This window comes from Pseudoalteromonas sp. BZB3, assembly GCF_040104455.1.
Taxonomy (GTDB): domain Bacteria; phylum Pseudomonadota; class Gammaproteobacteria; order Enterobacterales; family Alteromonadaceae; genus Pseudoalteromonas.
This window is the reverse complement of record NZ_JBECOS010000010.1, coordinates 46,839-71,818: the sequence shown is the minus strand read 5'-3', so window position 1 is coordinate 71,818 and position 24,980 is coordinate 46,839. Positions and strand designations below refer to the sequence as shown.

Annotated in this window: 24 protein-coding genes; 19 read left to right on the top strand and 5 right to left on the bottom strand. The window is 41.0% G+C overall.

Features of this window, described 5'->3' with window-relative positions; genetic code table 11:
• Positions 1-336 precede the first annotated feature (336 nt).
• Entirely contained in the window at positions 337-1,824 is a 1,488-nt protein-coding gene (locus ABMY35_RS10660) for a diguanylate cyclase (protein WP_349286187.1), read from the top strand.
• Positions 1,825-1,838: 14 nt separating this feature from the next.
• Here ABMY35_RS10660 and ABMY35_RS10655 read toward each other — a convergent pair whose 3' ends face one another.
• From ABMY35_RS10655 to ABMY35_RS10645, 3 genes are read right to left on the bottom strand one after another with little or no spacing between them, the layout of a single operon-like run.
• On the bottom strand, positions 1,839-2,861 hold the full coding sequence (locus ABMY35_RS10655) for a hypothetical protein (protein WP_349286186.1): 1,023 nt from the start codon (positions 2,859-2,861) through the stop codon (positions 1,839-1,841).
• Entirely contained in the window at positions 2,809-3,423 is a 615-nt protein-coding gene (locus tag ABMY35_RS10650) for a penicillin-binding protein activator LpoB (protein ID WP_349286185.1), read from the bottom strand. The genes ABMY35_RS10655 and ABMY35_RS10650 overlap by 53 nt, the downstream gene beginning before the upstream one ends.
• A 12-nt stretch (positions 3,424-3,435) precedes the next feature.
• On the bottom strand, positions 3,436-5,025 hold the full coding sequence (locus ABMY35_RS10645) for a hypothetical protein (RefSeq protein WP_349286184.1): 1,590 nt from the start codon (positions 5,023-5,025) through the stop codon (positions 3,436-3,438).
• Positions 5,026-5,317: 292 nt separating this feature from the next.
• Here ABMY35_RS10645 and ABMY35_RS10640 point away from each other — a divergent pair, with 292 nt between their 5' ends.
• Positions 5,318-5,896, top strand: a complete 579-nt coding sequence (locus ABMY35_RS10640) for an LPP20 family lipoprotein (protein ID WP_349286183.1) — start codon at positions 5,318-5,320, stop codon at positions 5,894-5,896.
• Positions 5,897-5,950: 54 nt separating this feature from the next.
• Complete coding sequence (locus ABMY35_RS10635) at positions 5,951-7,297, top strand: transglycosylase SLT domain-containing protein (protein WP_349286182.1); 1,347 nt, start codon at positions 5,951-5,953, stop codon at positions 7,295-7,297.
• 58 nt (positions 7,298-7,355) lie between these two features.
• Here the strand turns inward: ABMY35_RS10635 and rne are convergent, their stop codons facing one another.
• A complete protein-coding gene (gene rne / locus ABMY35_RS10630; protein WP_349286181.1) occupies positions 7,356-10,517 on the bottom strand; it encodes a ribonuclease E in 3,162 nt (1,053 codons plus the stop codon).
• A gap of 500 nt (positions 10,518-11,017) precedes the next feature.
• Between rne and rluC the strand changes: the two genes are divergently transcribed.
• Both rluC and ABMY35_RS10620 read left to right on the top strand, forming a co-directional pair.
• Positions 11,018-11,971 (top strand): 23S rRNA pseudouridine(955/2504/2580) synthase RluC, encoded by a 954-nt coding sequence (gene rluC, locus ABMY35_RS10625; protein WP_349286180.1) that lies wholly within the window; start codon positions 11,018-11,020, stop codon positions 11,969-11,971.
• The gene (locus tag ABMY35_RS10620; protein ID WP_349286179.1) at positions 11,971-12,642 is read left to right on the top strand and encodes an HAD-IA family hydrolase; all 672 of its coding nucleotides are present in this window, start codon (positions 11,971-11,973) and stop codon (positions 12,640-12,642) included. The genes rluC and ABMY35_RS10620 overlap by 1 nt, the downstream gene beginning before the upstream one ends.
• Here the strand turns inward: ABMY35_RS10620 and ABMY35_RS10615 are convergent.
• Entirely contained in the window at positions 12,592-13,194 is a 603-nt protein-coding gene (locus tag ABMY35_RS10615) for a Maf family protein (protein ID WP_349286178.1), read from the bottom strand. The genes ABMY35_RS10620 and ABMY35_RS10615 overlap by 51 nt on opposite strands.
• A 119-nt stretch (positions 13,195-13,313) precedes the next feature.
• Here ABMY35_RS10615 and yceD point away from each other — a divergent pair, with 119 nt between their 5' ends.
• The 14 genes from yceD (at position 13,314) to ABMY35_RS10545 (ending at position 24,941) form a co-directional block, all read left to right on the top strand.
• Positions 13,314-13,838 (top strand): 23S rRNA accumulation protein YceD, encoded by a 525-nt coding sequence (gene yceD / locus ABMY35_RS10610; RefSeq protein ID WP_058030135.1) that lies wholly within the window; start codon positions 13,314-13,316, stop codon positions 13,836-13,838.
• A gap of 10 nt (positions 13,839-13,848) precedes the next feature.
• Positions 13,849-14,019, top strand: a complete 171-nt coding sequence (gene rpmF / locus ABMY35_RS10605) for a 50S ribosomal protein L32 (RefSeq protein WP_058030134.1) — start codon at positions 13,849-13,851, stop codon at positions 14,017-14,019.
• Between the two features lie 12 nt (positions 14,020-14,031).
• Positions 14,032-15,087, top strand: a complete 1,056-nt coding sequence (plsX, locus tag ABMY35_RS10600; protein WP_349286177.1) for a phosphate acyltransferase PlsX — start codon at positions 14,032-14,034, stop codon at positions 15,085-15,087.
• 43 nt (positions 15,088-15,130) lie between these two features.
• Complete coding sequence (fabD, locus tag ABMY35_RS10595) at positions 15,131-16,057, top strand: ACP S-malonyltransferase (RefSeq protein WP_349286176.1); 927 nt, start codon at positions 15,131-15,133, stop codon at positions 16,055-16,057.
• 13 nt (positions 16,058-16,070) lie between these two features.
• Complete coding sequence (gene fabG / locus ABMY35_RS10590) at positions 16,071-16,817, top strand: 3-oxoacyl-ACP reductase FabG (RefSeq protein ID WP_349286175.1); 747 nt, start codon at positions 16,071-16,073, stop codon at positions 16,815-16,817.
• A gap of 220 nt (positions 16,818-17,037) precedes the next feature.
• Entirely contained in the window at positions 17,038-17,274 is a 237-nt protein-coding gene (acpP, locus tag ABMY35_RS10585) for an acyl carrier protein (RefSeq protein WP_058030130.1), read from the top strand.
• 86 nt (positions 17,275-17,360) lie between these two features.
• Complete coding sequence (gene fabF, locus ABMY35_RS10580; protein ID WP_349286174.1) at positions 17,361-18,599, top strand: beta-ketoacyl-ACP synthase II; 1,239 nt, start codon at positions 17,361-17,363, stop codon at positions 18,597-18,599.
• Positions 18,600-18,639: 40 nt separating this feature from the next.
• On the top strand, positions 18,640-19,455 hold the full coding sequence (pabC, locus tag ABMY35_RS10575) for an aminodeoxychorismate lyase (protein WP_349286173.1): 816 nt from the start codon (positions 18,640-18,642) through the stop codon (positions 19,453-19,455).
• The gene (gene mltG / locus ABMY35_RS10570; protein ID WP_349286172.1) at positions 19,448-20,437 is read left to right on the top strand and encodes an endolytic transglycosylase MltG; all 990 of its coding nucleotides are present in this window, start codon (positions 19,448-19,450) and stop codon (positions 20,435-20,437) included. Before pabC ends, mltG begins: the two co-directional genes overlap by 8 nt.
• Positions 20,427-21,056: a dTMP kinase gene (gene tmk, locus ABMY35_RS10565; protein ID WP_349286171.1), complete on the top strand. Its 630-nt coding sequence runs from the start codon at positions 20,427-20,429 to the stop codon at positions 21,054-21,056. The genes mltG and tmk overlap by 11 nt, the downstream gene beginning before the upstream one ends.
• Complete coding sequence (gene holB, locus ABMY35_RS10560; protein ID WP_349286170.1) at positions 21,056-21,955, top strand: DNA polymerase III subunit delta'; 900 nt, start codon at positions 21,056-21,058, stop codon at positions 21,953-21,955. The genes tmk and holB overlap by 1 nt, the downstream gene beginning before the upstream one ends.
• Before the next feature lie 9 nt (positions 21,956-21,964).
• Complete coding sequence (locus tag ABMY35_RS10555; protein WP_058030124.1) at positions 21,965-22,291, top strand: PilZ domain-containing protein; 327 nt, start codon at positions 21,965-21,967, stop codon at positions 22,289-22,291.
• Positions 22,292-22,299: 8 nt separating this feature from the next.
• Positions 22,300-23,079 (top strand): YchF/TatD family DNA exonuclease, encoded by a 780-nt coding sequence (locus tag ABMY35_RS10550; RefSeq protein ID WP_349286169.1) that lies wholly within the window; start codon positions 22,300-22,302, stop codon positions 23,077-23,079.
• Positions 23,080-23,084: 5 nt separating this feature from the next.
• Positions 23,085-24,941, top strand: a complete 1,857-nt coding sequence (locus tag ABMY35_RS10545; RefSeq protein ID WP_349286168.1) for a metallophosphatase — start codon at positions 23,085-23,087, stop codon at positions 24,939-24,941.
• Positions 24,942-24,980 lie beyond the last annotated feature (39 nt).

Sequence of the window (24,980 nt, the reverse complement as noted above, 5' to 3'; positions counted from 1 at the left end):
AGGCTTTCAATACACGAAATGAGCTACGAAGCATAATGGGTTATGTGAGTGGCGAATGACAAAGTATTGGAAGCCTTTGGTTGAACTCTCCGAGCAGCGCGAGTTGGTCATTTATTCGGCGTTATCGGCTGACTTACATAGAGCAACTATGCTACGCAGCCTCTGCCTTGCCTAAATATCCAACTCACTGCTGCAAAAACAAACAGCAAAGGTCAACACGCCCTAGTATCAATTATGATAATTCCAAAAAAAGAGCCTCGGCTCTTTTTTTATTGGCTTACTCTAAGGTAAAGTCTTGTCTATATTTAATAATATACTTCAATGTGCCTGACTATTATGAATCAAAGACCGTTTGTTTATGCTGATATAAATTGCCCGTTTTGTTTTGTACTACACGAGCGGTTAAAAAATCTCGATTTAATTAACGAAATAGAGTGGCGGTTAGTAGAGCATGCACCCTCTGCAACTGTTCAAGAGTTAAAGTATATTGATATTCTCAATGCCGAATTTAAAGCCGTAATAGATAAAGCCCCTGACATTGAGATCCATAATCCAAAATTTATGGTTAATACTTCAATGCTGAATGAAACGCTCAATGCGGTGTCAGGCTGTTATCCAGATAAAGCCCTTGAGTTTAGAGATGCTTTATACCGAGCACTATGGATAGAGAATTTAGATATATCAGATCCTACAATTTTAGATTCTTTACTTGTTAAATATGGTGTAGATGAATTTGAGTTTAGTGAACAGCAGCAAGTACAGCTGTTGCAATGGCAATCGGGCTGGGAAAAAGGTGATTTTGGGCATAAAGTACCTGTTTTGGCAAACGGAGCCGGAGATTCTATTACAGGTTTACAAAATGAAAGTACTTTACGGTCTTTTTTTAAAAATGAAGCCGTGCAACAAGTTGATCAGTACAGTGCCTGCAATCTTAAATTTAATGAAAAAGTGTTTATGCTTGGAGACTCATTATCATCTCAAGTAGTTTCAAGTTATTTGTCTCATGCAGAATATGATTTTTATAAACTTGAGTCGCAAGATGCTTTATTGAGTAAAGCGCTGAAACAAAACGGTGCTTTGATACTCGTTGAACACCAAGCGGATCCTGACTTTAAGTTCTGTAAACAGTTTCGTGCAATGTCGCAAAGTACAACCCCTGTTATTTATTATAGCGATAAGTTAACCGATAAAGTCGAGGCACAAGGTTTTGCCGTTGGCGTATCTGACATGCTTGATGTAAGCAGACAAAAAGAGAGCTTACTTGGTAGGTTAGCCATGCATATTCGTACTAAACATCAATTAGATATTATTAGTGGTTATGCAACTCATGATGCATTAACCGGGTTTTATAATCGTCGTGAAATTGAACGTGTTTTACAACGCAGTTGGCAAACAGCTTGCCGTTATAGTATAGAGTTAACCGTATTTTTGATTGATGTAGATGACCTAAAAAAATATAACCTTAAATATGGTTATGCGGCAGGCGACGAAGCACTTATGGGCATTGCGAATGTGTTATCTGCAGGCAGAAGCGAAGATATAGTAGGGCGCTTTTCTGGTGAAGAATTTGTGATGATTTTACACAATACCCCAGAAAAAGAACTACTAAAAATAGCAAACCGCATTCAAAATAATATTTTATCTCGCAAAATCTGTTATAACAAAGATGATGGCAATGACTTTGTGACTGTCTCTATTGGTATTTCGACGACCTTAGCAAATAAAGCAAATAATTACACAGATCTACTGGCTTTGGCTGATACAGCCTTAAATGAAACAAAAACGCTTGGCCGTAACCAAGCGATTAAGTTAAGAATGGCTTAATTGTAAGTGTGTACTTACATATAAGATGAAGAAATAAAGTCAGCGATTTGTGCAGCTAGGTTATCTGCAATCTTATCCATGGCTTTATTTTTTGCCATACTTTGATAAGAAGAAGCCGCTTTTACTTTACTGTTGAAGTGTGCTCTTTCTTCCCCATTCTCAACGATAGAGACAAAGGTCTGTGCAACGCTGTAATGGGTGCTGTCTTGGTTAATATTTTGCCAATCAGTTCTGATCTTGATGGTAAAGTCCGGTTTAAATGTCGAAACTTTTAAACCTTGATCTGTGAGCGCTTTAGCCAGGTGATCTCTTAAATTTGATTCTTTCTCAGAAGTTACTTCAAGATTGAAGCTCAAATCGGCAATCACTTCTTCAGCTTGTTTGGCTTTATAAAATACTGATTCACTTAAGATCACTTGTTGGCTTTGCAGCATAGACAAAAATTCATTCTTTTGAATACGTTCAGCTAAAAGCTTCTTAACTCTCAATGCCGATTTTAAACGTTGTGTTTTTGTCGGCTGGGTTAAACTCACACCGGCAATTTGACTATCAATACCTGAAATTTCGAGTTCAGTTTGCATAATTGCATTAGTTTTATTGAACTCAGCCAGTGCATAAATGGTATTGCCTTGTTGAAACTCTTCACTTATACGTAACCCTTGTAACTTTAAGTCAGGCACTTGGGATCGAATTAATTCGTTAAGTTTAAACTTACTACTGCCATTACTGGCTTGTTGCACAATACGGGTATCGGCAGTGATCACGACATTGAGCTGTTTAGCCAACGCAACACGGGCTGATTCAATCGCGGTGTTTTTAGCTTGTTGTAAATCGCCATAATTCTGCGCCTGACCAACGCCGTATACCACATTCGGTGCACTTGGAGTTTGTGTGATCCAAGCCGGGGTGACAGGCTCACTTCTTGAAGAGGTAGACTGACAACCCGATAACATCAGCAAAGATAAGCACGCAGCTATAGGGGCTTTAGAAACCAAAGCGCGAACGTTTTTGATGTTTTTGAATTTTCTTCTGGCCATTCCATACCTCACGGTTGCTTGTCATATCGATTAATCTTAAGTCTACTTGGTAGAACGTCACTCTTTGTCCATCTTGTTCATCTACAAATGAGTTGATACTCCCTGAGAGGGCATAATCAGCACCTAGCTCTTGCCCCATTTCATTTTGCGTTTCGATAGAGGCATTAAGTTCTTGGTCTTTCCGCTCTTCACGGATCTCATTTCGAATACTGCTGTTTGCCACAAAATCAGCCTGACCCGTTCTTAGAATGGCACGTTTTAAATCATTTAAAAAAGTATCAACCGCAATATGCTGATGAGATTTGTTACGAACACTTTGAATGATAATGGCAGGTTTACTGCTGTGATATTTTAAGTGGTCGCTAACCCATGGAAAGGTAAGCATATCATTGACCATAGCTTCGGCGACAAGTTGCGAATCCTTAGCATTCCAATTGTCAGAAAGAGCAATCTCTTGATTGCTGTCTACGCGTTCAATCTTTGTACTTTGGCAGCCTGATAGGAATAAAGTGCCTGAAAGTAAAAGGCCAGAGTAGGTTAAAAAGTTTTTTGTTCTCTGCATTGTGTTTTCCATTTATAGAGCATTAACTGTTGGCACAGCATTTAAAAAGGTACGCGTATGCCAAACCGTCATTGAACCTTGTACTTCTATGTTAGCCGATTGTTGTATCACTCGTCCCGAGTTTAGGGTGGTTTTTATTGTTAAATTTTGTAGCCCGGGCTCGAGAGAAAACTGAGCTAGCCTGATTTGTGCAGGCAATGACTGCCATTGTCTTGTGTCAGCCGATGCGGTAATTGCGTTCACTGCGGTTGAAGCAATTTTCACAAAGCTACCTAATAGATTGTTTTGATCTGCGCCGGCTACCAGCATCGCTTTGCGAGCGGTTAAGGCTTTGACGATTTCTCGCGTAAATGCGATACGGATTTCAGATTGTGCATCAATCAAGGCCTTTTGTAAGGCTAATTGGCTTATTGAATGAAATTGCTCAAGATCAGCTAATTTTTTATTGCCTTGCCAAATCTCAGTCTTACGGACCGGTAATTTGGGTGGAGCTAAATAACTTACTGAGATCCTACCCCCATATTCGAGGGCATCAATTAGCCCGATATCTTCAGCTTCATCCCATAAAGAGCCTAATGGGATCCGCTTAGTCATGGTCCCTAACAGTACATCGCTTACATCACCGAGTATGTAATTTTGCATCAGGTCAAATAAGCTAGTATCAGCATAAAGCATTTGAAACCAAAGTCGCTGCTCACGCTTTTCTTGCTCTGAGCCAATAAAAATAGGGTACATCACCAAAGCTTTTGATCGCGCTTCGGCTCTTAGCATAAAGTTTAACTGTTTTTTTTCTGGTGCAATCCCTAGGTTTTGGATAATCGTAACTTGTTTACCCTTGGGAACTTCAATAGAACTATGTTTACTCAGCAGGGTTTGCAGCTCTGAGCTGTATCCACCTGCTAATTTCATCGTCCGCGCCAAGTTTTTTAGTGCAAGTTTTTCGGTTGTATCAGCTAACCCATATTGCTTAGTAAAGCCATTTTCATATGCGTGAGCGGCCCTCTGGTACTGCAATCTAGCAGCATCTAAATCGTTATTTTGCTCATTTAGTAAACCACTGAATAAATGAATGAAAGCATCATCTTTATATTCAATATTTTCTAAAAGCGTTTCAGGTGCAGCAATTGGTTTTAAAATGTCATATATAATATCGGTAAGGGAGCCTTCATCTTCTTGTTCAGAACTTTTGTAACCCCCCGTTTTAGACTTTAAATTTTCCATGTAAACATCAAGCTGTCGCATTTCAACTTGGGTCGAATCTAGGTAGGTTTCACGCATACTCGGGTTAAGTTGAGCGAGTGCATTAAAGTTTAACGCTTTCAGATAATGTATCAGAGGTAAATAATAGTTTTTGCCTTCATAGTTGGCAAAACTGGGCCCGCTTAACATTGCTAGGGCTTGCTCAGATACGCTAACCGTGTAAAACGACTCGATGTGTGCTTTAGCTCTCTCTAAATGCTGATTACTTTGTAAGTAGTCTTTTTCTAGATGAAGAATGGTTGCTAACTCTATTTCATACAGTAGTCTATCTCTACCAACTGCGGAGTAGTTTTGATTGATAGTTTGCTTTGCTTGAGTAAATTGCCCTTGTTCTATTTGCAAGATAGCGCTTTTGTTAGCATGAAGGGTATTACAACCCGATAGAAATATAAGCGTTAGGCTGCATACAAAAAGTTGTTTTAATAGGAAAAAATGAAATACTTTCAAAGACACATCCTTTGCACTGAAAATAAATAAAGAATATAGTAACTTATAACCAAGTAAGTTAAATAAAAATAGTAACATTTGAAAGTGTAAAATTGTTAAAAGATGTTTTTACACTTTATTACTGTTTAGCTTGATTAACTTTGCTACAGTAACTCTAACATTGCTTAAGGCTATAAAGGAAAACAAGATGAAAGTTAAACCACTAATTGCATCAGTGTTCATGGCAGGTATGCTATCAGCGTGTAGTTCAACGTCAGACAGCACGGCATCAAGCTCTCGTGTAAATGTACCCGATTGGGTTTTAAACCCTGTTGTCGAAAATGGTATTGCTGCTGCTGATTGTATTAAGTACTCAGGTAATATTTCGATAGATCAAAAAATGGCAGTTGCAAATGCACGTTTGGCATTGGCGCAGCAAATTGAGACACGTATTGAAGGTTTAGATAAAACTTTTGCAAACCGTGTTGATGCAAATGATAAAACGACTGTGGGCTCAACTTTTAGTTCTGTCTCTAAACAGTTAACCAAACAAACTTTACGAGGCTCTCGAGTAGTTAAAGCAGACATTGTTGATATTGCTGGCAAAGATTATTTTTGTGCATTAACAACTTTATCTCCAGAGCTGACAAAAACACTGTTTCAAGACCTAGTGCAAGAAACAAAGCTTAAAATTGATCCACAAGATGAGCAGTTTTTATATCAGGAATTTAAAGCGTTTAAAGCAGAGCAAGATTTAGAAAAGGAAATTGCTAGATTAACAAACTAAAGCAATTCTAAGCGCATCATTCGATGCGCTTTTTTTGTCATTGAGGACAAGTAAATGAAACGTCAATTAATGCTATTAGCAGCATCCCCCATCTTAGCACTGCATGTGCAAGCTACGCCTTCTACTCTTTATACTGAACTCGATAAAGCCATGCAGTCCTGGCAGGCAGAGCAAAAGCCTTCTCAAGAAAACAACTTATCTGAATTTGAGGCGTTTAAACAGCAGCACTTAAAAGATTTTAACCGCTATGTTGAAACGCAAATGGCTGAGTATGATAAGTTCAGGGATAAGCTTTTGAAGTCCTGGGGTGATGCGCAAGTAACAAACCAAAATCAGTTTGTGAGTTATTCTGAGGATGATTCAGCTAGACTGAATGTTGATTTTGAGAATAATACGCTCACTTTGAGTGTTAAGCATAAGGCGGGTATCGCACCTAAAAAACACGAAGTAGAGGCGTTATTTCAGCAATTCCTTCGTTCTGAACAAGCACTTTTACAAGAGTTTTATAACAGTGAGCCGTCATCTTTAGATGAGCGAGACTTTAAACGAGCAGACACCACAAAGATCGATAAAAAATCTCAAGCGAAAGCATTGAAGAAGGCTTTACAAGAGATAAAGAAGCAAACGCGTCTTCAACAACAAGCGCTTGATAAAAAATATGACGAACAGCTTGTAAATGAAAATGTAGATGAGCAATCGCTCAAATCTTTAGAAAAAGATAAAGCAGTCTTAAAGCAGTTAGAACAAAAACGTATGCTTTCTCTTAAAAAGAGTGTGCCTGAAATTATCTCTGAGGCACCAAAGAACACGCTTATTACTGAATTTGTAATCACCTTGCCTAAAAGCAGTGAGGTATCACAGCGTGCAGAGAAATATCTTGCGCCGATAAAAAAGCAAAGTGCACGATTTGAGTTGCCTCCTGCGACGATATTGGCTGTGATGCATACCGAAAGTCATTTTAATCCGATGGCGAAGTCTCATATACCTGCTTTTGGTTTAATGCAAGTTGTGCCTACAAGCGCGGGTATTGATGTGAATCGTTTCTTGTATGATATAGACGCGCCAATGTCAGCCCCATATTTATACGTTTCTGATAATAATATAGAAGCGGGCTCGGCTTATTTGCATTTGCTAGATAAACGCTACTTAAAACATATCTCAGATCCTTTAAGTAGAAAGTATTGCATGATAGCAGCTTACAATACTGGTGCCGGGAATGTAGCGAGGGCTTTCAATGGCGATGGCTCTAGAAGCATTCGCAATGCCAGCAAAGTCATTAACTCTATGTCTCCTGATCGTGTTTTAGAAGTATTAAGCGCAAATTTACCTTATGACGAAACTAGAAAGTACATTCACAAGGTGCTTGAGAAAGAGAAGCTATACGTAGTTGATAGACTTTAATATTTTACAAAAAACAAAAAAGGCTGCATTTGCAGCCTTTTTTAGTCAGTAGTGATACTTAGTCAACTTGAGCAGGAGAGGCCATGTCGGCACTTGCCCTCGCCGTTGGTGCTTTAGAACCCGCAGACATACCTGAGTTATGGGTAGGTGTACGTTGTTCTAAAGGCATCGCAGATGGCATTTCAAATGCATCAATTTCATCACTGCTTTGTGCTTTCGTCATTGGCGCTGATGCATTGGCATGGAAACGAACGCGAGGTAGTGCTGACAAAGCGTTAACAGCTTTAGAGGCTTCAACCACTTTAACAGTTTCTTCAGCTTGAGGGGCTTCAACTACTTTAACAGTTTCCTCAGCCTTAGGCGTTTCAACCACTTCAACAGTTTCTTCTGCTTTAGGCGTTTCAACCACTTTAACAGTTACCTCAGCCTTAGGCGTTTCAACCACTTCAACAGTTTCTTCTGCTTTAGGTGCTTCAGCTACTTCAACAGTTTCTTCTGCTTTAGGTGCTTCAGCTACTTCAACAGTTTCTTCTGCTTTAGGTGCTTCAGCTACTTCAACAGTTTCTTCTGATTGAGGTGCTTCAGCTACTTCAACAGTTTCTTCTGTTTGAGGTGCTTCGGCTACTGCAATAGCTTCTTCTGCTTTATGTGCTTCAGCTACTTCAACAGCTTCTTCTGCTTGAGGTGCTTCAGCTACTGCAACAGTTTCTTCTGCTTTAGGCGTTTCAGCTACTTCAACAATCTCTTCTGTTACTTGCTTAGCTTTAAGCTCTGCTTCGTATTCTGCTGCAGCTTGGTCTGCTACAGGGATGAATGCAGGCTCTTGCTCTTTTTCTGCAGATTCAGGTTTTCTTCTACGCTGACCTGCTGCACGAAGGTGACGAGGAGAGCGACGAGAACGTGTTCTTGGTGCTTCTTCACCTTGTTCTACAGATTCAGTAATCACTTCCGTTACCGGAGTTGCTTCTTCAGAACTAACCTCTACAGGTTTATCTTCAGTTTTAGCTGCTTTTTTAAGCTTCTCAGCGCGCTTTGTCTCAGAGCGTGCGGCTTTTTCTTCACTCTGATTTTTAATTTGAGTTTGCTCTTGAGAAACAATCGCACTTTCAGATTCAGAAATTCCTACTGTATTGTTACTATCTTGATTATCAATAGCAGCTTCTTGATCAGCAATGCGTACTTTTTTGCGAAGGTTGCGACGCTGACGTCTCGGTTTTACGCGAACTTCAGCATTTGCAGTCCCTTCGGTATTAGTTTGTTGCTTTTCTTCAGCTTCTTTATTAGTGCGATTGTCAGGACGACGACGCGTATTTTGACGACGGCGCTTATTGCGATTTTCCTGACCTTCTTTTTTCTCATTCTGGTCTTTGCTTTCGGAATTGTCTTTAGCTTGGGCATCATCACGTTTTTTGTGATTGCGGCGCTTCTGCTGATTACGACGGCGATTATCATTATTGCGACGTGGTTTACGTTCTTGGTTTTTGTTTTCTGTTTCTTTCTTTTCAGGTTCTTCCTCTGATGCAAACAGACCTTTTAACCAATTACCTATGCGCGTTAATAACCCTTCAGACTTAACCTCTTCTGCTTTAGGAGCAACAGCTGCTTCAGGCTGAGGTGTAGGCGCTGGTGCAGAAGGCATAACAACACCTTTAAGTACCGGCTCTTCTTTAGGGGTTGTGCTGACAGCAACTTCGATTACTTCAGGTTCAGGTGTAGCAATCTGCTCGTAACTTGCCGTCTCCGGTGTTTCATCTTTGCGCAAACGAACCACTTCATAGTGAGGTGTTTCTAAATGCTGATTTGGAATGATGAATACATTACAGTTATGACGTTTCTCGATACGATGAACAGACTTGCGCTTTTCATTTAAAAGGTATGCTGCAACAGCTACTGGCACTTGCGCATTGACTTGGGCAGTATTCTCTTTAATCGCCTCTTCTTCGATTAAACGCAAGATAGAAAGGGCGATAGATTCGTTCGAGCGAATTGTACCTTGGCCATTACAACGCGGGCATGAATGCTGGCTTGCTTCACCTAATGAAGGACGAAGACGTTGACGTGACATCTCAAGTAAGCCAAAGCGTGAAATCTTACCAATTTGAACGCGCGCTCGGTCTGGACGTACAGCATCTTTTAAACGGTTTTCAACTTCACGTTGATGGCGTGGTGGAGTCATATCAATGAAATCAATAACTATGAGACCACCTAAATCACGCAAACGTAATTGACGCGCAATCTCATCAGCCGCCTCAAGGTTAGTATTTAACGCGGTTTCTTCAATGTCGCCACCTTTGGTCGCCTTCGAAGAGTTGATGTCAATTGATGTTAGTGCTTCTGTTGGGTCAATGACAATTGAACCACCAGAAGGTAAGCGCACTTCACGTTGGAAAGCAGATTCAATTTGGCTTTCGATTTGGTAATGCGTGAATAGTGGCACGTCGTTTTGATAAAGTTTAACGCGGTTGATAAAGTCAGGACGGAAGCGCTCGATATGTGCTTTAGCTTCTTCAAAAACACGGGCTTTATCAATTAAAATTTCACCAATATCACGACGTAAATAATCACGGATCGCGCGGAAAATTACATTACTTTCTTGATGGATCAAGAATGGTGCTTTACCACTGTCAGCAGCTTGTTGGATTGCATCCCAATGAACAAGAAGTGCTTTTAAATCGTACTCGAGTTCTTCAAATGATTTACCAACCCCAGCAGTACGAACAATCAGTCCCATGCCTTTTGGTAAATCCAAACGGCTTAGCGCCTCTTTTAATTGAATCCGCTCGTCACCTTCAATACGGCGTGAAATTCCACCTGCACGAGGGTTATTTGGCATTAGGACTAAGTAACTACCTGCAACACTAATAAATGTTGTTAAAGCAGCCCCTTTTTGGCCTCGCTCTTCTTTATCAACCTGAACGATAACTTCTTGGCCTTCTTTGATAACATCTTTGATGTTAGGGCGGCCATTGAATGTGTAACCTTCTGGGAAGTAAGTTTTAGCTATTTCTTTAAGAGGAAGGAAACCGTGTCTCTCAGCACCGTAATCAACAAATGCAGCTTCTAGAGATGGTTCGATTCGAGTGATTTTACCTTTGTAAATATTGGCTTTTTTCTGTTCGTGGCCAGGACTTTCGATATCTAAGTCATATAATTTCTGACCGTCAACCAGTGCGACGCGCATTTCTTCTTGCTGCGTAGCATTGATCAGCATACGTTTCATATTGTTAACTCTACTTTCAAATTAAGTCGAGTCTGATGTGCAAAGCGTGGACCTGACGAGTGCCCCATATTTAATGATGCAGTCTCACGACTGGGGTCAATGGAATGTTCTTACAACTTATTTTTTAAGCACACGGTGACGGTTATCACTACCAGTTTATTCGCACGGTAAGGGCGCTTCTTAGTGAATAAGTTTTATCTCGTTTTTGGCTTTTACTTACGCAATCAGACATTTATTTCTATTTTTGCTTTCTTTTTTAATCATGCTTAGCCTTCACTGCGATCTGTTACGCGCATCGAAGTGAGCTAAAGGCACGTGTTATTCGGGTGACAAAAGCTTTGGAAATCCAAGCCGCTATCTGTATGATCGTCACCCATGATGTGCATCACGATTATTGTCTTTGCGATAAAAAGCAGTTTCGCAAAAAAATTGCGCGTCGATTATCCCATTAATAACGTCGTGATAGCAACTAAATTATTACTCAAATCAGTGATTAGGCAATGTCAGAAAAATCTCCTTTAAAAGTCAGCTTTGTAACCGTAACTGAAGATCAGCAAGGTCAGAGGATTGATAACTTCTTAGTGACCCATTTGAAGGGGGTGCCTAAGAGTGCAATTTATAAAATTCTTCGCAAGGGAGAGGTAAGAGTTAATAAAAAGCGCGTTAAGCCGGTTTATAAATTACAAATGGAAGACTTAATTCGTATTCCTCCCATTAAAGTGGCTGAGCGAGAAGAGTTTGTACCAAAAAATCTAGATAAAATATCAGCATTAGAGGATGCGATTTTATTTGAAGATCAATATCTCATTGTGATTAATAAGCCTTCAGGCATGGCTGTTCATGGCGGAAGCGGTTTGAGTTATGGCTTAATCGAAGCGTTACGCGTTTTAAGACCACACGAAAAAAACTTAGAGCTTGTGCATCGTTTAGATAGAGATACATCCGGTTGTCTTCTGATTTCAAAGAAACGCTCTATTTTAAAAGGACTCCACGAGCAGCTCCGTGAAAAAACCATGGAGAAAAACTACTGGGCATTAGTAGTAGGTGAGTGGGCGGCGAAAATTAAAAATGTTACAGAGCCTCTTCGAAAAAATACCCTACAGTCAGGCGAACGTGTTGTTCGAGTAGATGAAGAGCAGGGGAAAGCATCTCATACTCGTTTTAGAGTGCTTGAGCGTTTTGATGGTTGCACGTTGGTACAAGCATCGCCAGTGACAGGTCGAACTCACCAAATTCGTGTTCACACCCAATGTAAAGGCCATCCTATTGCGTGTGATGATAAGTATGGCGACCAAGTTTTCGATAGCCGTATGAGAGAAATGGGACTGAGCCGTTTATTCTTACACGCTCATGATCTTCGCTTTTTGCATCCGAAACATGAAACAACCATGCATGTTGAGGCACCACTAGATAAAGCATTAAATAATGCTTTGAAAACATTAAGAGCAAAGTAATGCAGTTCAAGCTTGTTATTTTTGATTGGGATGGCACTTTAATGGATTCAGTGCCAAAAATTGTGAATGTTTTAAAACTTGCAGCCAAGCAATGTGATGCGGTAATTCCGACCGATGATGCTGCTAAATCTATTATAGGTTTATCTTTACCGACCGCGGTTGCAAAGCTGTTTCCAAACGATGAAGATAAGTGGGAAGCGTTAGCTCAAGCTTATAAAAAAGTTTATAAAGAATGGGATGATACGCCCACACCGTTATTTACAGGAGCAAATGACCTATTAGATGCTTTAGCTGCGAGTCAGGTGCAACTGGCGGTTGCGACTGGTAAATCTCGTACAGGGTTAAACCGCTTAATGGCTGAAACATCGACAGAAGAATACTTTGTTACCACTAAAACAGCTGATGAAGCGCAGTCGAAGCCAAGTCCTGATATGCTAAATCAGATTTTAGCATTGACAGGTGTGGCTGCTGAAGATGCCATTATGATTGGTGACTCATTATTAGATATCGAAATGGCCAAGCAAGCGGGTATTGCAGCGGTTGGATTGACCCATGGCGCAGCAACTCGAGCAGCGCTTGAAAAAACGCAAGCGCTGACAGTACTAGACAGCCTAACTGACTTACATACTTTTCTGTTGGCTGAGCAACACATCGACGTCAAAGCGAGTTAATAACTCGTTTAATCTAATTAATGGCAGCCCAATCAATGAATTTGGATCGCTGCCTTCTAATTTTTCAAACAAACAAATCCCCAAACCTTCGCTTTTAAAGCTGCCAGCACATTGATAGGGCGTTTCAGCATCACAATATGCCTCGATTTGTGCAAGAGTTAACTTCTTAAAATGAACGTTGAACGGTTCGACAATGACCTCATATCGGTTCGTTGCTATATCGTATAGGCACAATCCGGTTAAAAACTTCACTTTATTGCCACTAAAACTTTGCAGCTGTTTGATGGCATTTTCTTTTGTATGGGGTTTACCAAGTATTTTTCCGACGTGAACAGCTACTTGGTCTGAGCCAATCACCAAGCCTTCTTTGAATTTGCCATTGGCTGCTTTTGCTTTTAACACACTTAACCTAGACACTAATTCGTCAGGCGACTCATCGCATAAATGACTTTCATCAACATCAGGTGAAAATGATGAGAAAGGAAGGTTTAATTTTTTTAAAATTTGCTGCCTAAATGGCGAGCTTGACGCTAAAATAAGAAGAGTTTTCATAAACACTTAGTTCTCAAAATACCAATAGCGCTAGAATAGGGCGCAATAGAGCGAAAAACAAAGGAAACTTTGATTTTTATTTTGACTAAAACATTAACTATCTATATGATGCAGCCCCTATGCAAAAGGTGAAAATTCCCATCACTCTTGATCCTTGCAGAGCAGCTCAACGCAGACTTAGTTATGACGGCGTTGTTCAGCTTGAAGAACTTTCTCGCTTAGAGCAAGTTGTGCAAGATCAAACTGGTGAAATAGCGGTAGACATTCATTGCAGTAATGATGAACAAGGGTTGGTTGTAATTCGCGGTTCTTTCCGTGCACATCTGACCGTTATTTGTCAGCGTTGTAATGGAGATTTAGGGTTGGATTTGGAACATGACTTTGCTTATTCACCGGTTAAAGCGGGTGATGAGTCGGACCATCTTCCTGATTGCTACGATGTGGTTGAACTGGATGAAGAAGGTGAAATAAATCTTCGTCAACTTATAGAAGACGAGCTTATTTTAGCGATTCCTATAGTGCCAACTCACGACGAAGCATCTTGCGCTTATTCCGAAGAGCCTGCGAGCTTTGGTGAAGTAGTCGCAACAGAGAGCAAACCAAATCCATTTGAAATTTTAAAACAACTTAAGAAAGATTCTTAGGAGAAGGCTAATGGCTGTACAAAAAAGCAAAAAGTCTCGCGCAAGACGTGGCATGCGCCGTTCACACGACGCAATCAGTGGACCAGCTCTAACTGTAGATCAGGTTTCTGGTGAGACTCATCTTCGTCACCACGTGACTGCTGATGGTTACTACAAAGGCGAAAAAGTAATTTCTAAATAAGAGATTGCTTTTATGCTGACTCATCTAACCATTGCGTTAGATATGATGGGGGGCGATTACGGCCCCCGTTCATCTATTCCAGCCGCCATTTCTGCGGTAAATAAATATCCTAATCTTACATTGCTTCTTTGCGGCGATGAAAATTCCATTGCTGACGCTTTAAGAAAACACAAAGCAGACACACACCCACGATTGATCATTAAGCACTGTAGTGAAGTTGTTTCTAATAATTGCGAACCTGCGCAAGCACTTCGAAACAAGAAAGACTCTTCAATGCGTATCGCTTTAGATTTAGTAAAAAACAAACAAGCACAAGCTTGCGTTAGTTCAGGCAATACTGGTGCACTTTTACTGATAGCGCACTTTGTACTAAAAATGCTACCCGGCATCAAACGACCTGCACTCATTTCTGCTGTACCTACAGAAAAAAAACAACCTGTCTATTTACTGGATCTGGGTGCTAATGTGCATTGTGATGCACAGACTTTGTTTCAGTTTGGTATTATGGGCAGCATTGTTGCTGGTGAGACATGCAAAGGAGATAGACCAAAAGTCTGTTTACTTAACATTGGCTCTGAAGACATTAAAGGCAATGACACAATTAAAGAAGCCGCGAATATGATGAAGGCAACGCCTTATATTAACTACACGGGGTTTTGTGAAGGCAGCGATATGTTTTCTGGTAAGGCCGATGTTGTCGTTTGTGAGGGGTTTGTGGGAAATGTCGCTCTAAAAACATGTGAAGGCATTGCTAAACTTATTATGTATAAGTTTACAAAAGCGTTGAAAAAACGTTTTTTCTACCGATTATTAGCCGTATTACTTAGCCCAATCATAAAAAAACTCTATAGAAGGGTGAACCCCGACCAGTATAACGGTGCAAGTCTGGTAGGATTGCGTGGTATTGTTGTGAAAAGTCACGGAAATGCTTCGAACAAGGCGTTTCTTGCTGCAATCGAAGAAGCAATCAGAGAAGTTGAAAAACAGGTTCCTGAAAAAATAGAAGCGACCTTCGAACAAATTACATTAGATGAAGAACACTCGCCATCGTCCCTCGAACATCACTGACTTGGGGTGAGGGTGGCATAACTATTATTATAAAGAGCATTATATGTCACAGAAAATTGCACTTTTATTCCCAGGTCAAGGCTCGCAAGCAGTTGGCATGCTTGCAGAGTTACTTGAATCATCAGAAATTGTAAAAGCAACATTTGCAGAAGCATCAGAAGCGCTGGGTTATGACTTAGCAAATCTAGTTGTTAACGGTCCAGCTGAAGAACTAAATCAAACTCATCGTACACAACCTGCATTACTAACTGCGAGCGTTGCTGTTTACCGTGAATGGTTAGCAAGCAATGCAGAAGTTGAGACTGTTCTAGCTGGTCACAGCCTAGGTGAGTACTCAGCTTTGGTGTGTGCAGGTGTAGTAAGTCTTGCTGAAGCCGTAAAATTGGTTGAGAACCGAGGTCTATACATGCAAGAAGCCGTACCAGCAGGTGTAGGTTCAATGGCTGCTATTATCGGTCTTGATGACGACAAAATCCAAGCAATTTGTACTGAGCTTTCGGGTGAGCAAGTGGTTGCGCCAGTTAACTATAACTCTCCTGGTCAGGTTGTCATTGCAGGTCATAAAGAAGCTGTAGAAAAAGCATCTGAAGCTTGTAAAGAAGCAGGCGCAAAACGCGCACTTCCACTGGCTGTAAGCGTGCCTTCTCACTGTGAACTAATGAAGCCTGCAGCAGAAAAACTTGCTGCTGATTTAGAAGCTCTTGCATTCAATGCACCGAAATCAAGCGTGATCAATAACGTTGATGTTGCCATTGAAACAGAAGCGGCAGCGATTAAAGATGCGCTAGTGCGTCAGCTTTACAGTCCTGTTCGTTGGACTGAAACAGTTCAAGAACTTGCAAAGCTAGGTATTACACAGAGTTATGAGTTCGGCCCAGGTAAAGTACTGAGTGGCTTAGTTAAACGTATTGATAAGTCAATTGCATGTGCATCTGTGAACGATGCAGCAGCAATTGAGTCTGCTAAATAAGAAGAGATAAATAATGAGCAATCTATTTTCATTAGAAGGTAAAATTGTTTTAGTGACAGGTGCAAGCCGTGGTATCGGTAAATCTGTTGCTAATGCACTAGTTGCACAAGGTGCGATTGTTGCGGGTACTGCGACGAGCGAATCTGGCGCTGAAAGAATTAGTGAATATTTAGGCGAAAACGGCAAAGGTTACGCGCTAAACGTGACGGATGCTGATTCAATCACAGCAACGTTAGCGGCAATTAAAGCTGATTTTGGTGATATTGATGTACTTGTTAACAACGCTGGTATCACACGTGATAACCTACTTATGCGTATGAAAGACGATGAGTGGAACGATATCATTGATACCAACCTAAGCTCTATCTACCGTCTTTCTAAAGCGGTTCTTCGTCCTATGATGAAGAAAAAAGCTGGGCGTATCATTAACATTGGTTCTGTTGTGGGCACAATGGGTAATGCAGGTCAAGCAAACTACGCAGCTGCAAAAGCGGGTGTAATTGGTTTTTCTAAATCTCTAGCACGTGAAGTGGCTTCTCGTGGTATTACAGTGAACGTTGTTGCACCAGGTTTTATTCAAACCGACATGACTGATGAGTTAACTGACGAGCAAAAAGCAGCAACACTTGCTAACGTGCCTGCAGGTCGTTTAGGTCAGCCTGAAGAAATCGCAGCTGCTGTATGTTATTTAGCGTCTGATGCGGCTGCGTACGTATCAGGTGAGACTTTGCACGTAAATGGTGCGATGTACATGGTTTAATTGCTGTAAATCATAAAAAAGATTCAATTAATTTTTTGTGATCTTGCTGCAATCTTACTTGAAATTGCTATCAAAATAAGCGATAAAAGTATAAATTAATTTATAACAGGTTTGACCAGATCAAAATATCTGAGCAAATCCTTGAAACACAGAATTATGCGCCGTACACTACGCCGCAATCTGAAAATAACGCAAATGCGTTTTAATAAAGGAAAGAAGAATGAGCGATATCCAAGAACGCGTAACGAAAATCATTGTTGAGCAACTAGGTGTTAAAGAAGAAGAAGTTAAAAACGAAGCGTCTTTCGTAGACGACTTAGGTGCTGACTCTCTAGACACTGTTGAGCTAGTAATGGCTCTAGAAGAAGAATTCGACACTGAGATCCCTGACGAAGAAGCAGAGAAAATCACTACTGTTCAAGCAGCGATCGACTACGTTACTGCTCACGCTGAGTAATCAAACGTATCACTTGGGGCAGCATTCGCTGCCCTTAGTCTTTTCTACCCCCTCATAAAAATAATCAATCCCTTTTGGAGGAAACCGTGGCTAAACGTCGAGTCGTAGTAACTGGCTTAGGTATGTTGACGCCGCTAGGCAATGATGTTGCATCAACCTGGCAAGGCTTACTAGAAGGCCAAAGTGGCATTTCTAACATCACGCACTTTGATACCACAAATTTTGGAACTAAATTCGCAGGTCTGATCAATGACTTTGATGTCACTGAGTACATGCCTAAGAAGGAAGCCAAAAAAATGGACTTGTTTATCCAATATGGTGTTGCAGCAGGGGTTCAAGCTTTAAAAGACTCAGGTCTTGAAATCACTGACGAAAATGCAGCACGTGTAGGTGTAGCTGTAGGTTCAGGTATCGGTGGTTTAACATTAATCGAAGAAAACCATGTAAAACTACTCAATAGTGGCCCACGTAAGCTGTCACCGTTTTATGTACCTTCGACAATTATCAATATGATCTCTGGTCACTTGTCTATCATGCATGGCTTGAGAGGTCCAAATATTTCAATCGTTACTGCTTGTACAACCGGTTTGCATAACATCGGCCATGCCGCGCGCATGATTGCCTATGGTGATGCAGATGCGATGGTTGCAGGTGGTGCGGAAAAAGCATCTACACCAATTGGTATGGGTGGTTTTAGTGCAGCACGTGCACTTTCAACACGTAATGACGATCCACAAGCTGCTTCTCGTCCTTGGGACAAAGACCGTGATGGTTTTGTACTTGCGGATGGTGCAGGCGTGATGGTACTTGAAGAGTACGAACATGCAAAAGCACGCGGCGCAAAAATTTATGCCGAGCTTGTTGGCTTTGGTATGAGTGGCGATGCATTCCACATGACGTCACCACCTGAAGATGGCTCAGGTGCAGCGCTTGCGATGGAAAATGCCCTTAAAGACGCGGGTGTAAACGCAGAAGAAGTGGGCTATATCAACGCACACGGTACTTCAACGCATGCGGGCGACAAGGCTGAAACGCAAGCGGTTAAGTCTATTTTCGGTGCCGCTGCTGATAAAGTGATGGTTGGTTCATCTAAATCAATGATGGGTCACCTATTAGGTGCTGCGGGCTCTGTTGAGTCAATTATCACTGCGCTATCGTTACATGACCAAAAAGTATCACCGACCATTAACCTAGATAACCCAGATGAAGGGTGCGATCTAGATTATATTGCTCACACAGGTCGTGACGCAAAACTTGAGTACGCTTTATGTAACTCATTTGGTTTTGGTGGAACCAATGGCTCGTTGCTATTTAAAAAGGTATAATCCTTAAATACGGCGAAAAACTACTAAAGAAAGCCTGGCAATGCCGGGCTTTTTTGTGATTAAAATGAGCTTAAAAATAACAACTGCAATCACACCTCAAGACCGCGGCTTCCAATATGGCGATGGCTTCTTTACTACTGCAGCCATCAAATTTGGCAAAGCCGAACACTGGGACTTACATCTCACACGCCTGCAATCATGTGCCAAAGCACTCCATTTTCCAAAAATTGATTGGCAACAGTTGCAACTCGATTGTGAAAAGCATGCGTTAGAGCATGAATTAGCCGTATTAAAAGTGGTTATCACCAGAGGTGAGGGAGGACGGGGTTACCAAGCGCCTGACGAGCCAAGCCTAAATGCGATTGTTTCCATCCTTCCTTTTCCAATGCATTATGCTGACTGGCAGGCTGATGGGATCAAAGTAAGCACTTCAAACGTAAAACTAGGTCATCAACCATTGTTGGCTGGCTTAAAAACATTGAATAGACTCGAACAAGTGCTGATTAAACAAGATGCCAAGCAGTTTACTGACAGCCATGATGTGGTAGTGTTAGACATTCATAATCAAGTTATTGAAACATCAGCAGGAAATTTGATTGGTTTTAAAAATGGTGATTTTTTTACGCCAAAATTGTCTAAGGCAGGAATAAAAGGTGTTTACCTTAGTGCATTACAGCAAGTAAATACCATTACTGAAGTTGAAGAAAGTATTGGTTTTTGGACTGATATGGATGCGTTGTTCACTTGTAATAGTTTGATGGAGTTAGTGCCAATTATTCAATTAGATACAAAACAGTTTGAGCTTGAAGTAGCCTTAATCGTCAAACAGAGTTTAATGAGTTCCTTACATGCTTAGGAAGATAACCGCAGTCTTTGTGCTCTTGATGTTATTCGCTGCCATATTTATTCAACAGCAAATAACACACTTTAAGCAGTTACAACTGACAAATCTCCCTGAGCTGTTCGAAGTGAAACGTGGTACAGGTGTTCATCGACTTTGTAATGAGTGGTTAGCGAAAGGTAATATTGATTCGTGTTTTGCACTGCAAGTATATACCAAGTTATATCCTGCAAATACTTCGCTAAAACCAGGCTTATATGAGTTACAAAATTTAACCGTGTTAGAGACCATTGACAAAATTCACCAAGGTCAGCAAAAACAGTTTAGTTTTACTGTGATCGAAGGTGACACTTTAAAAATGGTCCTCAACAAGCTCAAATCAGCCGCTTTCATACAATATAATATTGACGAGGCAAAGCTTTCAGAGCAATTAGAAGTGACTAACTATGCGGAAGGCTGGTTACTACCCGAAACTTATTTTTATCATGCAAACGACAGCGCGTTGTCGATTGTGACACGCGCACATGAGGCAATGAAAACAGAACTCGCGCAAGTTTGGGAAAATCGAATGGCTAATTTGCCACTGCAAAATGCTTATGAGGCGCTAATATTGGCATCGATCATTGAGAAAGAAACGGGTTACGCTGGAGAGCGCAAAAAAATCGCTTCAGTGTTTATTAATCGACTCAATAAGAAAATGCGTTTGCAAACTGATCCTACGGTAATTTATGGATTGGGTGAACGATTTGATGGCGATATTAAACGCAAAGATTTAAAAGAGCATACGCCTTATAATACATACAGAATAAATGGTTTGCCGCCAACACCCATTGCCATGCCATCAAAAGAGGCAATCATAGCGGCGACACAACCTGATACAACTGATTACTATTATTTTGTTGCCAAAGGCAACGGCCAGCATCAGTTTTCTAAAAACTTAACGGATCATAATAAGGCCGTAAGACAGTATATTTTAAAGAGAAGTAATGACAGCTAAATTTATTGTGATTGAAGGCCTTGAAGGGGCTGGTAAATCAACAGCAATGCAAATTTGCCAACAGTTTCTTGCAGATAAGCAAATTGACTTTATTAACACCCGAGAGCCGGGTGGCACGCCAATGGCTGAAGCACTTAGAACGCTTGTTAAAAACCAGTATGAAGAAGAAGTGGCAGGTGAAACTGAGCTACTTATTATGTACGCTGCACGAGCGCAGTTACTGCATAATGTGATCAGACCTAGCCTTGCCGCCAACAAGTGGGTACTGGGTGACAGACATGACATGTCTTCACAAGCTTACCAAGGTGGTGGCAGAGGTTTATCTCAAGCAACATTGAACAGTCTTTCTGATATTGTATTACAAGGTTTAAAACCCGATCTCACCTTATATCTAGACATTTCACCAGAGGTGGGTTTATCACGCGCACGTGGGCGTGGAGAGCTCGATAGAATTGAGTTAGAGGCGATTGAGTTTTTCGAAAAAACTCGCGCTCGTTATTTAGCATTAGCAGAATCGGATGAAAACTGCGTGGTCATAAACGCAGAGCAAGCGATGGATAAAGTGCATGCTGATATTTTGGCGGCATTAGAAAACTTTTATCAGCAGGTTAATTTGTGATGATGCCTTGGTTAGAGCGTCCTTGGCAACAGCTCAATACGAGCTTTAAAGCGGGTCGCTTTCATCATGCTCAGCTGCTTGCTGGGTTGCAAGGAGTAGGCAAGTTAGCATTAGCAAAGGGGCTAGCTGATGCCATCTTGTGTGAAAATACTTCAGAGCTTTTGGCATGTGGCCAATGTAAAAGTTGTGCCTTAATTGCAGCACAAACTCACCCTGATAAACTGCTTGTCAGCTCTGAGGGGGCGACCTTAGGTGTCGATGAAATAAGAGCAATCGCCGATTTCATCTATCATTCGGCGCAGCAAGGTGGTAACAAAGTAGTTATTGTTCACCAAGCGCATAAAATGACGCATTCAGCGGCCAATGCATTGCTGAAAACACTTGAAGAGCCAAACGCAAAACGCTTTTTGATTTTAACTTGTGATGATGTCGCGCAATTGCCAGCGACGATTGTAAGTCGCTGTGCAAAGAGCAATATAGCGGTTCAATCTGAGCAGCAAGTTAGGGCTTGGTTGACGCAGCAATTAGGTGACTACGGTGAACAGCCATGGATTAACTTGTTTATATCACAACCTTTGAAAATTAAGCATTGGTTTGAAACGGGTCAAGTTGAACAAATTAACCAATTATTCCATAGTATTGAAACACTCAATCATACGACTGATGTTTCGCAATGTGTTGAATTATTGGTAAAATCGCCAGAATTGGTAAATGAAATGGGGCGCTTTGTTCAAGGGCGAATAAAGCAAGGTTTATACAATGGTGCTGACTTCTTGAAAATAACAGTCGCACAACATGCTTTGGCTGACTTTATAAAGGATCATCAACAGATCCCAGGCTTGAATTTACAATTAGCCTTGCTTAAGTTATTTACAGCGCTAAAACAGGCTTTGCAGTAGGGGAGCACTATGCAAGTTTTACTTCTAGATTTTGAAGATTTTGACGAGTTATATCGTTGTTATATGCCCGCATTAAAGCACGGCGGCTTGTTTGTTAAAACTAATTCTCGTTTTGATATGGGGCAGCCTTTATCGTTGCGCGTGACTTTGCCAGATGCATTAGAAGAAGATGTCATTGAAGGCAAAGTTGTATGGATAACACCGCAAGGTGCGCAAAATTCAAATCCACCAGGCGTGGGCGTTGGCTTTTCTGAGGGGAATGAAACAGTCAACGATAAAATCATAAAGTTGCTGGGGACAGCACTTAATTCAGAAAAACCCACCTACACCATGTAAGAGTTGTTATGATTGTAGATTCGCACTGCCATTTAGATAGATTAGATTTTGATAAACTTGGTTTATCACTCCCAGAAGCTTTAGATGCGGCAAGACAAAAGCAAGTCGAGCACTTTTTATGTGTGAGCGTCACACTTGAACAATTCCCGAGTATGCTAGAAAAGGTACGAGCATTTGATGATATTTCAGTCTCATGTGGTGTGCACCCTTTAAACCAAGATCAAGCCTTGGATAAAAGTCAGCTATTGTCATTGGCGCAACATGATAAAGTGGTTGCGATTGGCGAAACGGGCTTAGATTATTACTACTCAAAAGACTCGCATTCTGTACAACAAGAGAGTTTTATTGGACATATTGAGGTGGCTAATGAACTACAAAAGCCGCTGATCATTCATACCCGAGATGCCCGAACTGATACCATAGATCTAATGAAAGCCCATGGTGCCGATAAATGCGGTGGTGTTTTGCATTGTTTTACAGAAGATTGGAGCATGGCAAAGCAAGCACTAGATTTAGGTTTTTATATTTCAATTTCAGGTATTGTGACATTTAAAAATGCGGTTGAGTTAAAAGAGGTGGTGAAGCAAATACCACTAGATAGATTACTTATCGAAACTGACTCACCTTACCTTGCGCCAGTGCCTTATCGTGGCAAAACTAACCAACCTGCTTATGTGCAAGATGTTGCTTATTATATTGCTGACTTGAAAGGCATCACATACAAAGAACTCGCAACGGCAACAACCAAAAACTTCTATGATCTATTTAGCTTAGCCAAGCGCAAATAATCGTTATGTCAGTTGTAAACACAGATCTTCCAGAACTTTTACTTGGCCCGATGATTCGTCGGGCTGAGGCTAGTAATGTGTGTTTGCAACTTGTTACCTCAATGCCTCGGGCTGTACGTTTTGAGTTTACAGGTACAGAGGTTGAAAACGAAGTACTCGAAATACCACTGGGGAAGCATTGTTTTTTCTACATAGTGAATGTGAAACCAAAAAGTGGTGAGTTTATTTATGATACAGCAATAGGCTATACGTTGTATCTCGATGAGATTAAAACGGATTTGTCAGCTTATTGTTACCCTCATGCCAATATGCCTGAGTTTGTGATCCCAAATGTTTTAAAGCAGGTATTACACGGCTCTTGCCGTAACCCGCATTATCCTGTTGAAGATTCGCTGGCGAGTGCAGATGAAACGCTTTCTCAGGCGAGACTCAATGAAACAACAGCACCAACATTATTATTGCTTTCTGGCGATCAAATCTATGCCGATGATGTGGCTGGGTCAATGCTTCAAGCCATCTATGCTGTTATTGAGCAACTCGGTTTGTTCAAAGAAGCCCGAACTGAATATATAAATTTACCTGGTAATTTATCAGAGCAATTATTTGCAAGAACGCCGTACTTACCAAAAACACCATGGCAAGAGCGTTCAAAACGCAGTTTAGGATATTGGCTTCGCAAAGATGACCCACACTTCACCAGCGCGCATGCAGTCAATCACCTTGTTTATTTAGAAGAGTTTGTTGCTTATTATTTATTGGCGCATAGTGAAGCGTGCTGGCGGTTATTTGATTTTGAAAAAGCACATTTTAAAACTACCAACGCCAAACAAACTGAGTTATATGAATTACAAAAAAACAGCCTAAAGGGGTTTGTAAAGAGTTTACCAAAGGTTGCAAGGTTATTTGCTAACATCTCAACTTTAATGATGTTTGACGATCATGATGTTACCGACGATTGGAATTTAACCGCTCAATGGGAACAAAACATTTCGTCTAACCCTGCCAGTCAACGAATTATCAGCAATGGTTTGTTGTCTTATTGGCTCTTCCAAGGGCTTGGTAATGACGCAGTTTCAATGTCTAAATCACTTTTAACTCACTTCAGCTCTAGTCTAAAGTCAAGTGAGTGGCATCTGACAGAATTTGATACGCACATTCATCAGTTCGATAACTGGCATTACTGTCTTGAAACAACGCCGAAGCTAGTTGTATTAGATACAAGAACTCACCGTTGGCGTAATGAGCAAGACTTTAATGAGCCCAGTGGCTTAATGGACTGGGAAATGCTGATGTTTCTGCAAACTCAGCTTCAGCATCAAAAAGAAACAATTATAGTGTCTCCTGCACCAGTATTTGGGGTAAAAGCCATTGAAGCGGTGCAAGCCATTTTTAACGCCTGTGGTCACCCTTTGGTGGTCGATGTTGAGAACTGGATGGCACATGAAGGCGCGGCAAGAAAGCTAATGGATATTTTTAGGCGAAGTGATACGCCGATAGAAACTATTATTTTATCGGGCGACGTACATTATTCGTTTTGTTTTTCTGTGCAAGCACGCTTTGGTCAACACGATAACCGTATTTGGCAATTAACTGCATCAGGGATTAAAAATGAATTCCCTAAAACCCTGTTGAAGTGTTTTGATCATTTAGACTCATTTTTATACGCGAGATGGAGCCCGCTCAACTTTTTTACTAAACGTTGGCAAATGAAAGTGACCAAGCATCTTTGTCGCTCTGAGCATCTGCGCTCACCTTATCTTTTATCTCACGCTGCAATCAGTCTTATTGAGCTTGAAAACAACAAACTCGCAGGCTACTACCTGTTGCATGCTGACGGGTCAAAAAGCGATTTCGAACTCTAAAAACTTGTTTATTTTTTAGTGAGTTTTAATAGCTTTGCT

What these genes read in the sequence shown, in the direction of transcription:
- ABMY35_RS10660 (WP_349286187.1), top strand. Translation starts at nt 337, where the DNA reads ATGAATCAAAGACCGTTTGTTTATGCTGATATAAATTGCCCGTTTTGT.
- ABMY35_RS10655 (WP_349286186.1), bottom strand. Translation starts at nt 2,861, where the DNA reads ATGGCCAGAAGAAAATTCAAAAACATCAAAAACGTTCGCGCTTTGGTT.
- ABMY35_RS10650 (WP_349286185.1), bottom strand. Translation starts at nt 3,423, where the DNA reads ATGCAGAGAACAAAAAACTTTTTAACCTACTCTGGCCTTTTACTTTCA.
- ABMY35_RS10640 (WP_349286183.1), top strand. Translation starts at nt 5,318, where the DNA reads ATGAAAGTTAAACCACTAATTGCATCAGTGTTCATGGCAGGTATGCTA.
- ABMY35_RS10635 (WP_349286182.1), top strand. Translation starts at nt 5,951, where the DNA reads ATGAAACGTCAATTAATGCTATTAGCAGCATCCCCCATCTTAGCACTG.
- rne (WP_349286181.1), bottom strand. Translation starts at nt 10,517, where the DNA reads ATGAAACGTATGCTGATCAATGCTACGCAGCAAGAAGAAATGCGCGTC.
- rluC (WP_349286180.1), top strand. Translation starts at nt 11,018, where the DNA reads ATGTCAGAAAAATCTCCTTTAAAAGTCAGCTTTGTAACCGTAACTGAA.
- ABMY35_RS10620 (WP_349286179.1), top strand. Translation starts at nt 11,971, where the DNA reads ATGCAGTTCAAGCTTGTTATTTTTGATTGGGATGGCACTTTAATGGAT.
- ABMY35_RS10615 (WP_349286178.1), bottom strand. Translation starts at nt 13,194, where the DNA reads ATGAAAACTCTTCTTATTTTAGCGTCAAGCTCGCCATTTAGGCAGCAA.
- yceD (WP_058030135.1), top strand. Translation starts at nt 13,314, where the DNA reads ATGCAAAAGGTGAAAATTCCCATCACTCTTGATCCTTGCAGAGCAGCT.
- rpmF (WP_058030134.1), top strand. Translation starts at nt 13,849, where the DNA reads ATGGCTGTACAAAAAAGCAAAAAGTCTCGCGCAAGACGTGGCATGCGC.
- plsX (WP_349286177.1), top strand. Translation starts at nt 14,032, where the DNA reads ATGCTGACTCATCTAACCATTGCGTTAGATATGATGGGGGGCGATTAC.
- fabD (WP_349286176.1), top strand. Translation starts at nt 15,131, where the DNA reads ATGTCACAGAAAATTGCACTTTTATTCCCAGGTCAAGGCTCGCAAGCA.
- fabG (WP_349286175.1), top strand. Translation starts at nt 16,071, where the DNA reads ATGAGCAATCTATTTTCATTAGAAGGTAAAATTGTTTTAGTGACAGGT.
- acpP (WP_058030130.1), top strand. Translation starts at nt 17,038, where the DNA reads ATGAGCGATATCCAAGAACGCGTAACGAAAATCATTGTTGAGCAACTA.
- pabC (WP_349286173.1), top strand. Translation starts at nt 18,640, where the DNA reads ATGCCGGGCTTTTTTGTGATTAAAATGAGCTTAAAAATAACAACTGCA.
- mltG (WP_349286172.1), top strand. Translation starts at nt 19,448, where the DNA reads ATGCTTAGGAAGATAACCGCAGTCTTTGTGCTCTTGATGTTATTCGCT.
- tmk (WP_349286171.1), top strand. Translation starts at nt 20,427, where the DNA reads ATGACAGCTAAATTTATTGTGATTGAAGGCCTTGAAGGGGCTGGTAAA.
- holB (WP_349286170.1), top strand. Translation starts at nt 21,056, where the DNA reads ATGATGCCTTGGTTAGAGCGTCCTTGGCAACAGCTCAATACGAGCTTT.
- ABMY35_RS10555 (WP_058030124.1), top strand. Translation starts at nt 21,965, where the DNA reads ATGCAAGTTTTACTTCTAGATTTTGAAGATTTTGACGAGTTATATCGT.
- ABMY35_RS10550 (WP_349286169.1), top strand. Translation starts at nt 22,300, where the DNA reads ATGATTGTAGATTCGCACTGCCATTTAGATAGATTAGATTTTGATAAA.
- ABMY35_RS10545 (WP_349286168.1), top strand. Translation starts at nt 23,085, where the DNA reads ATGTCAGTTGTAAACACAGATCTTCCAGAACTTTTACTTGGCCCGATG.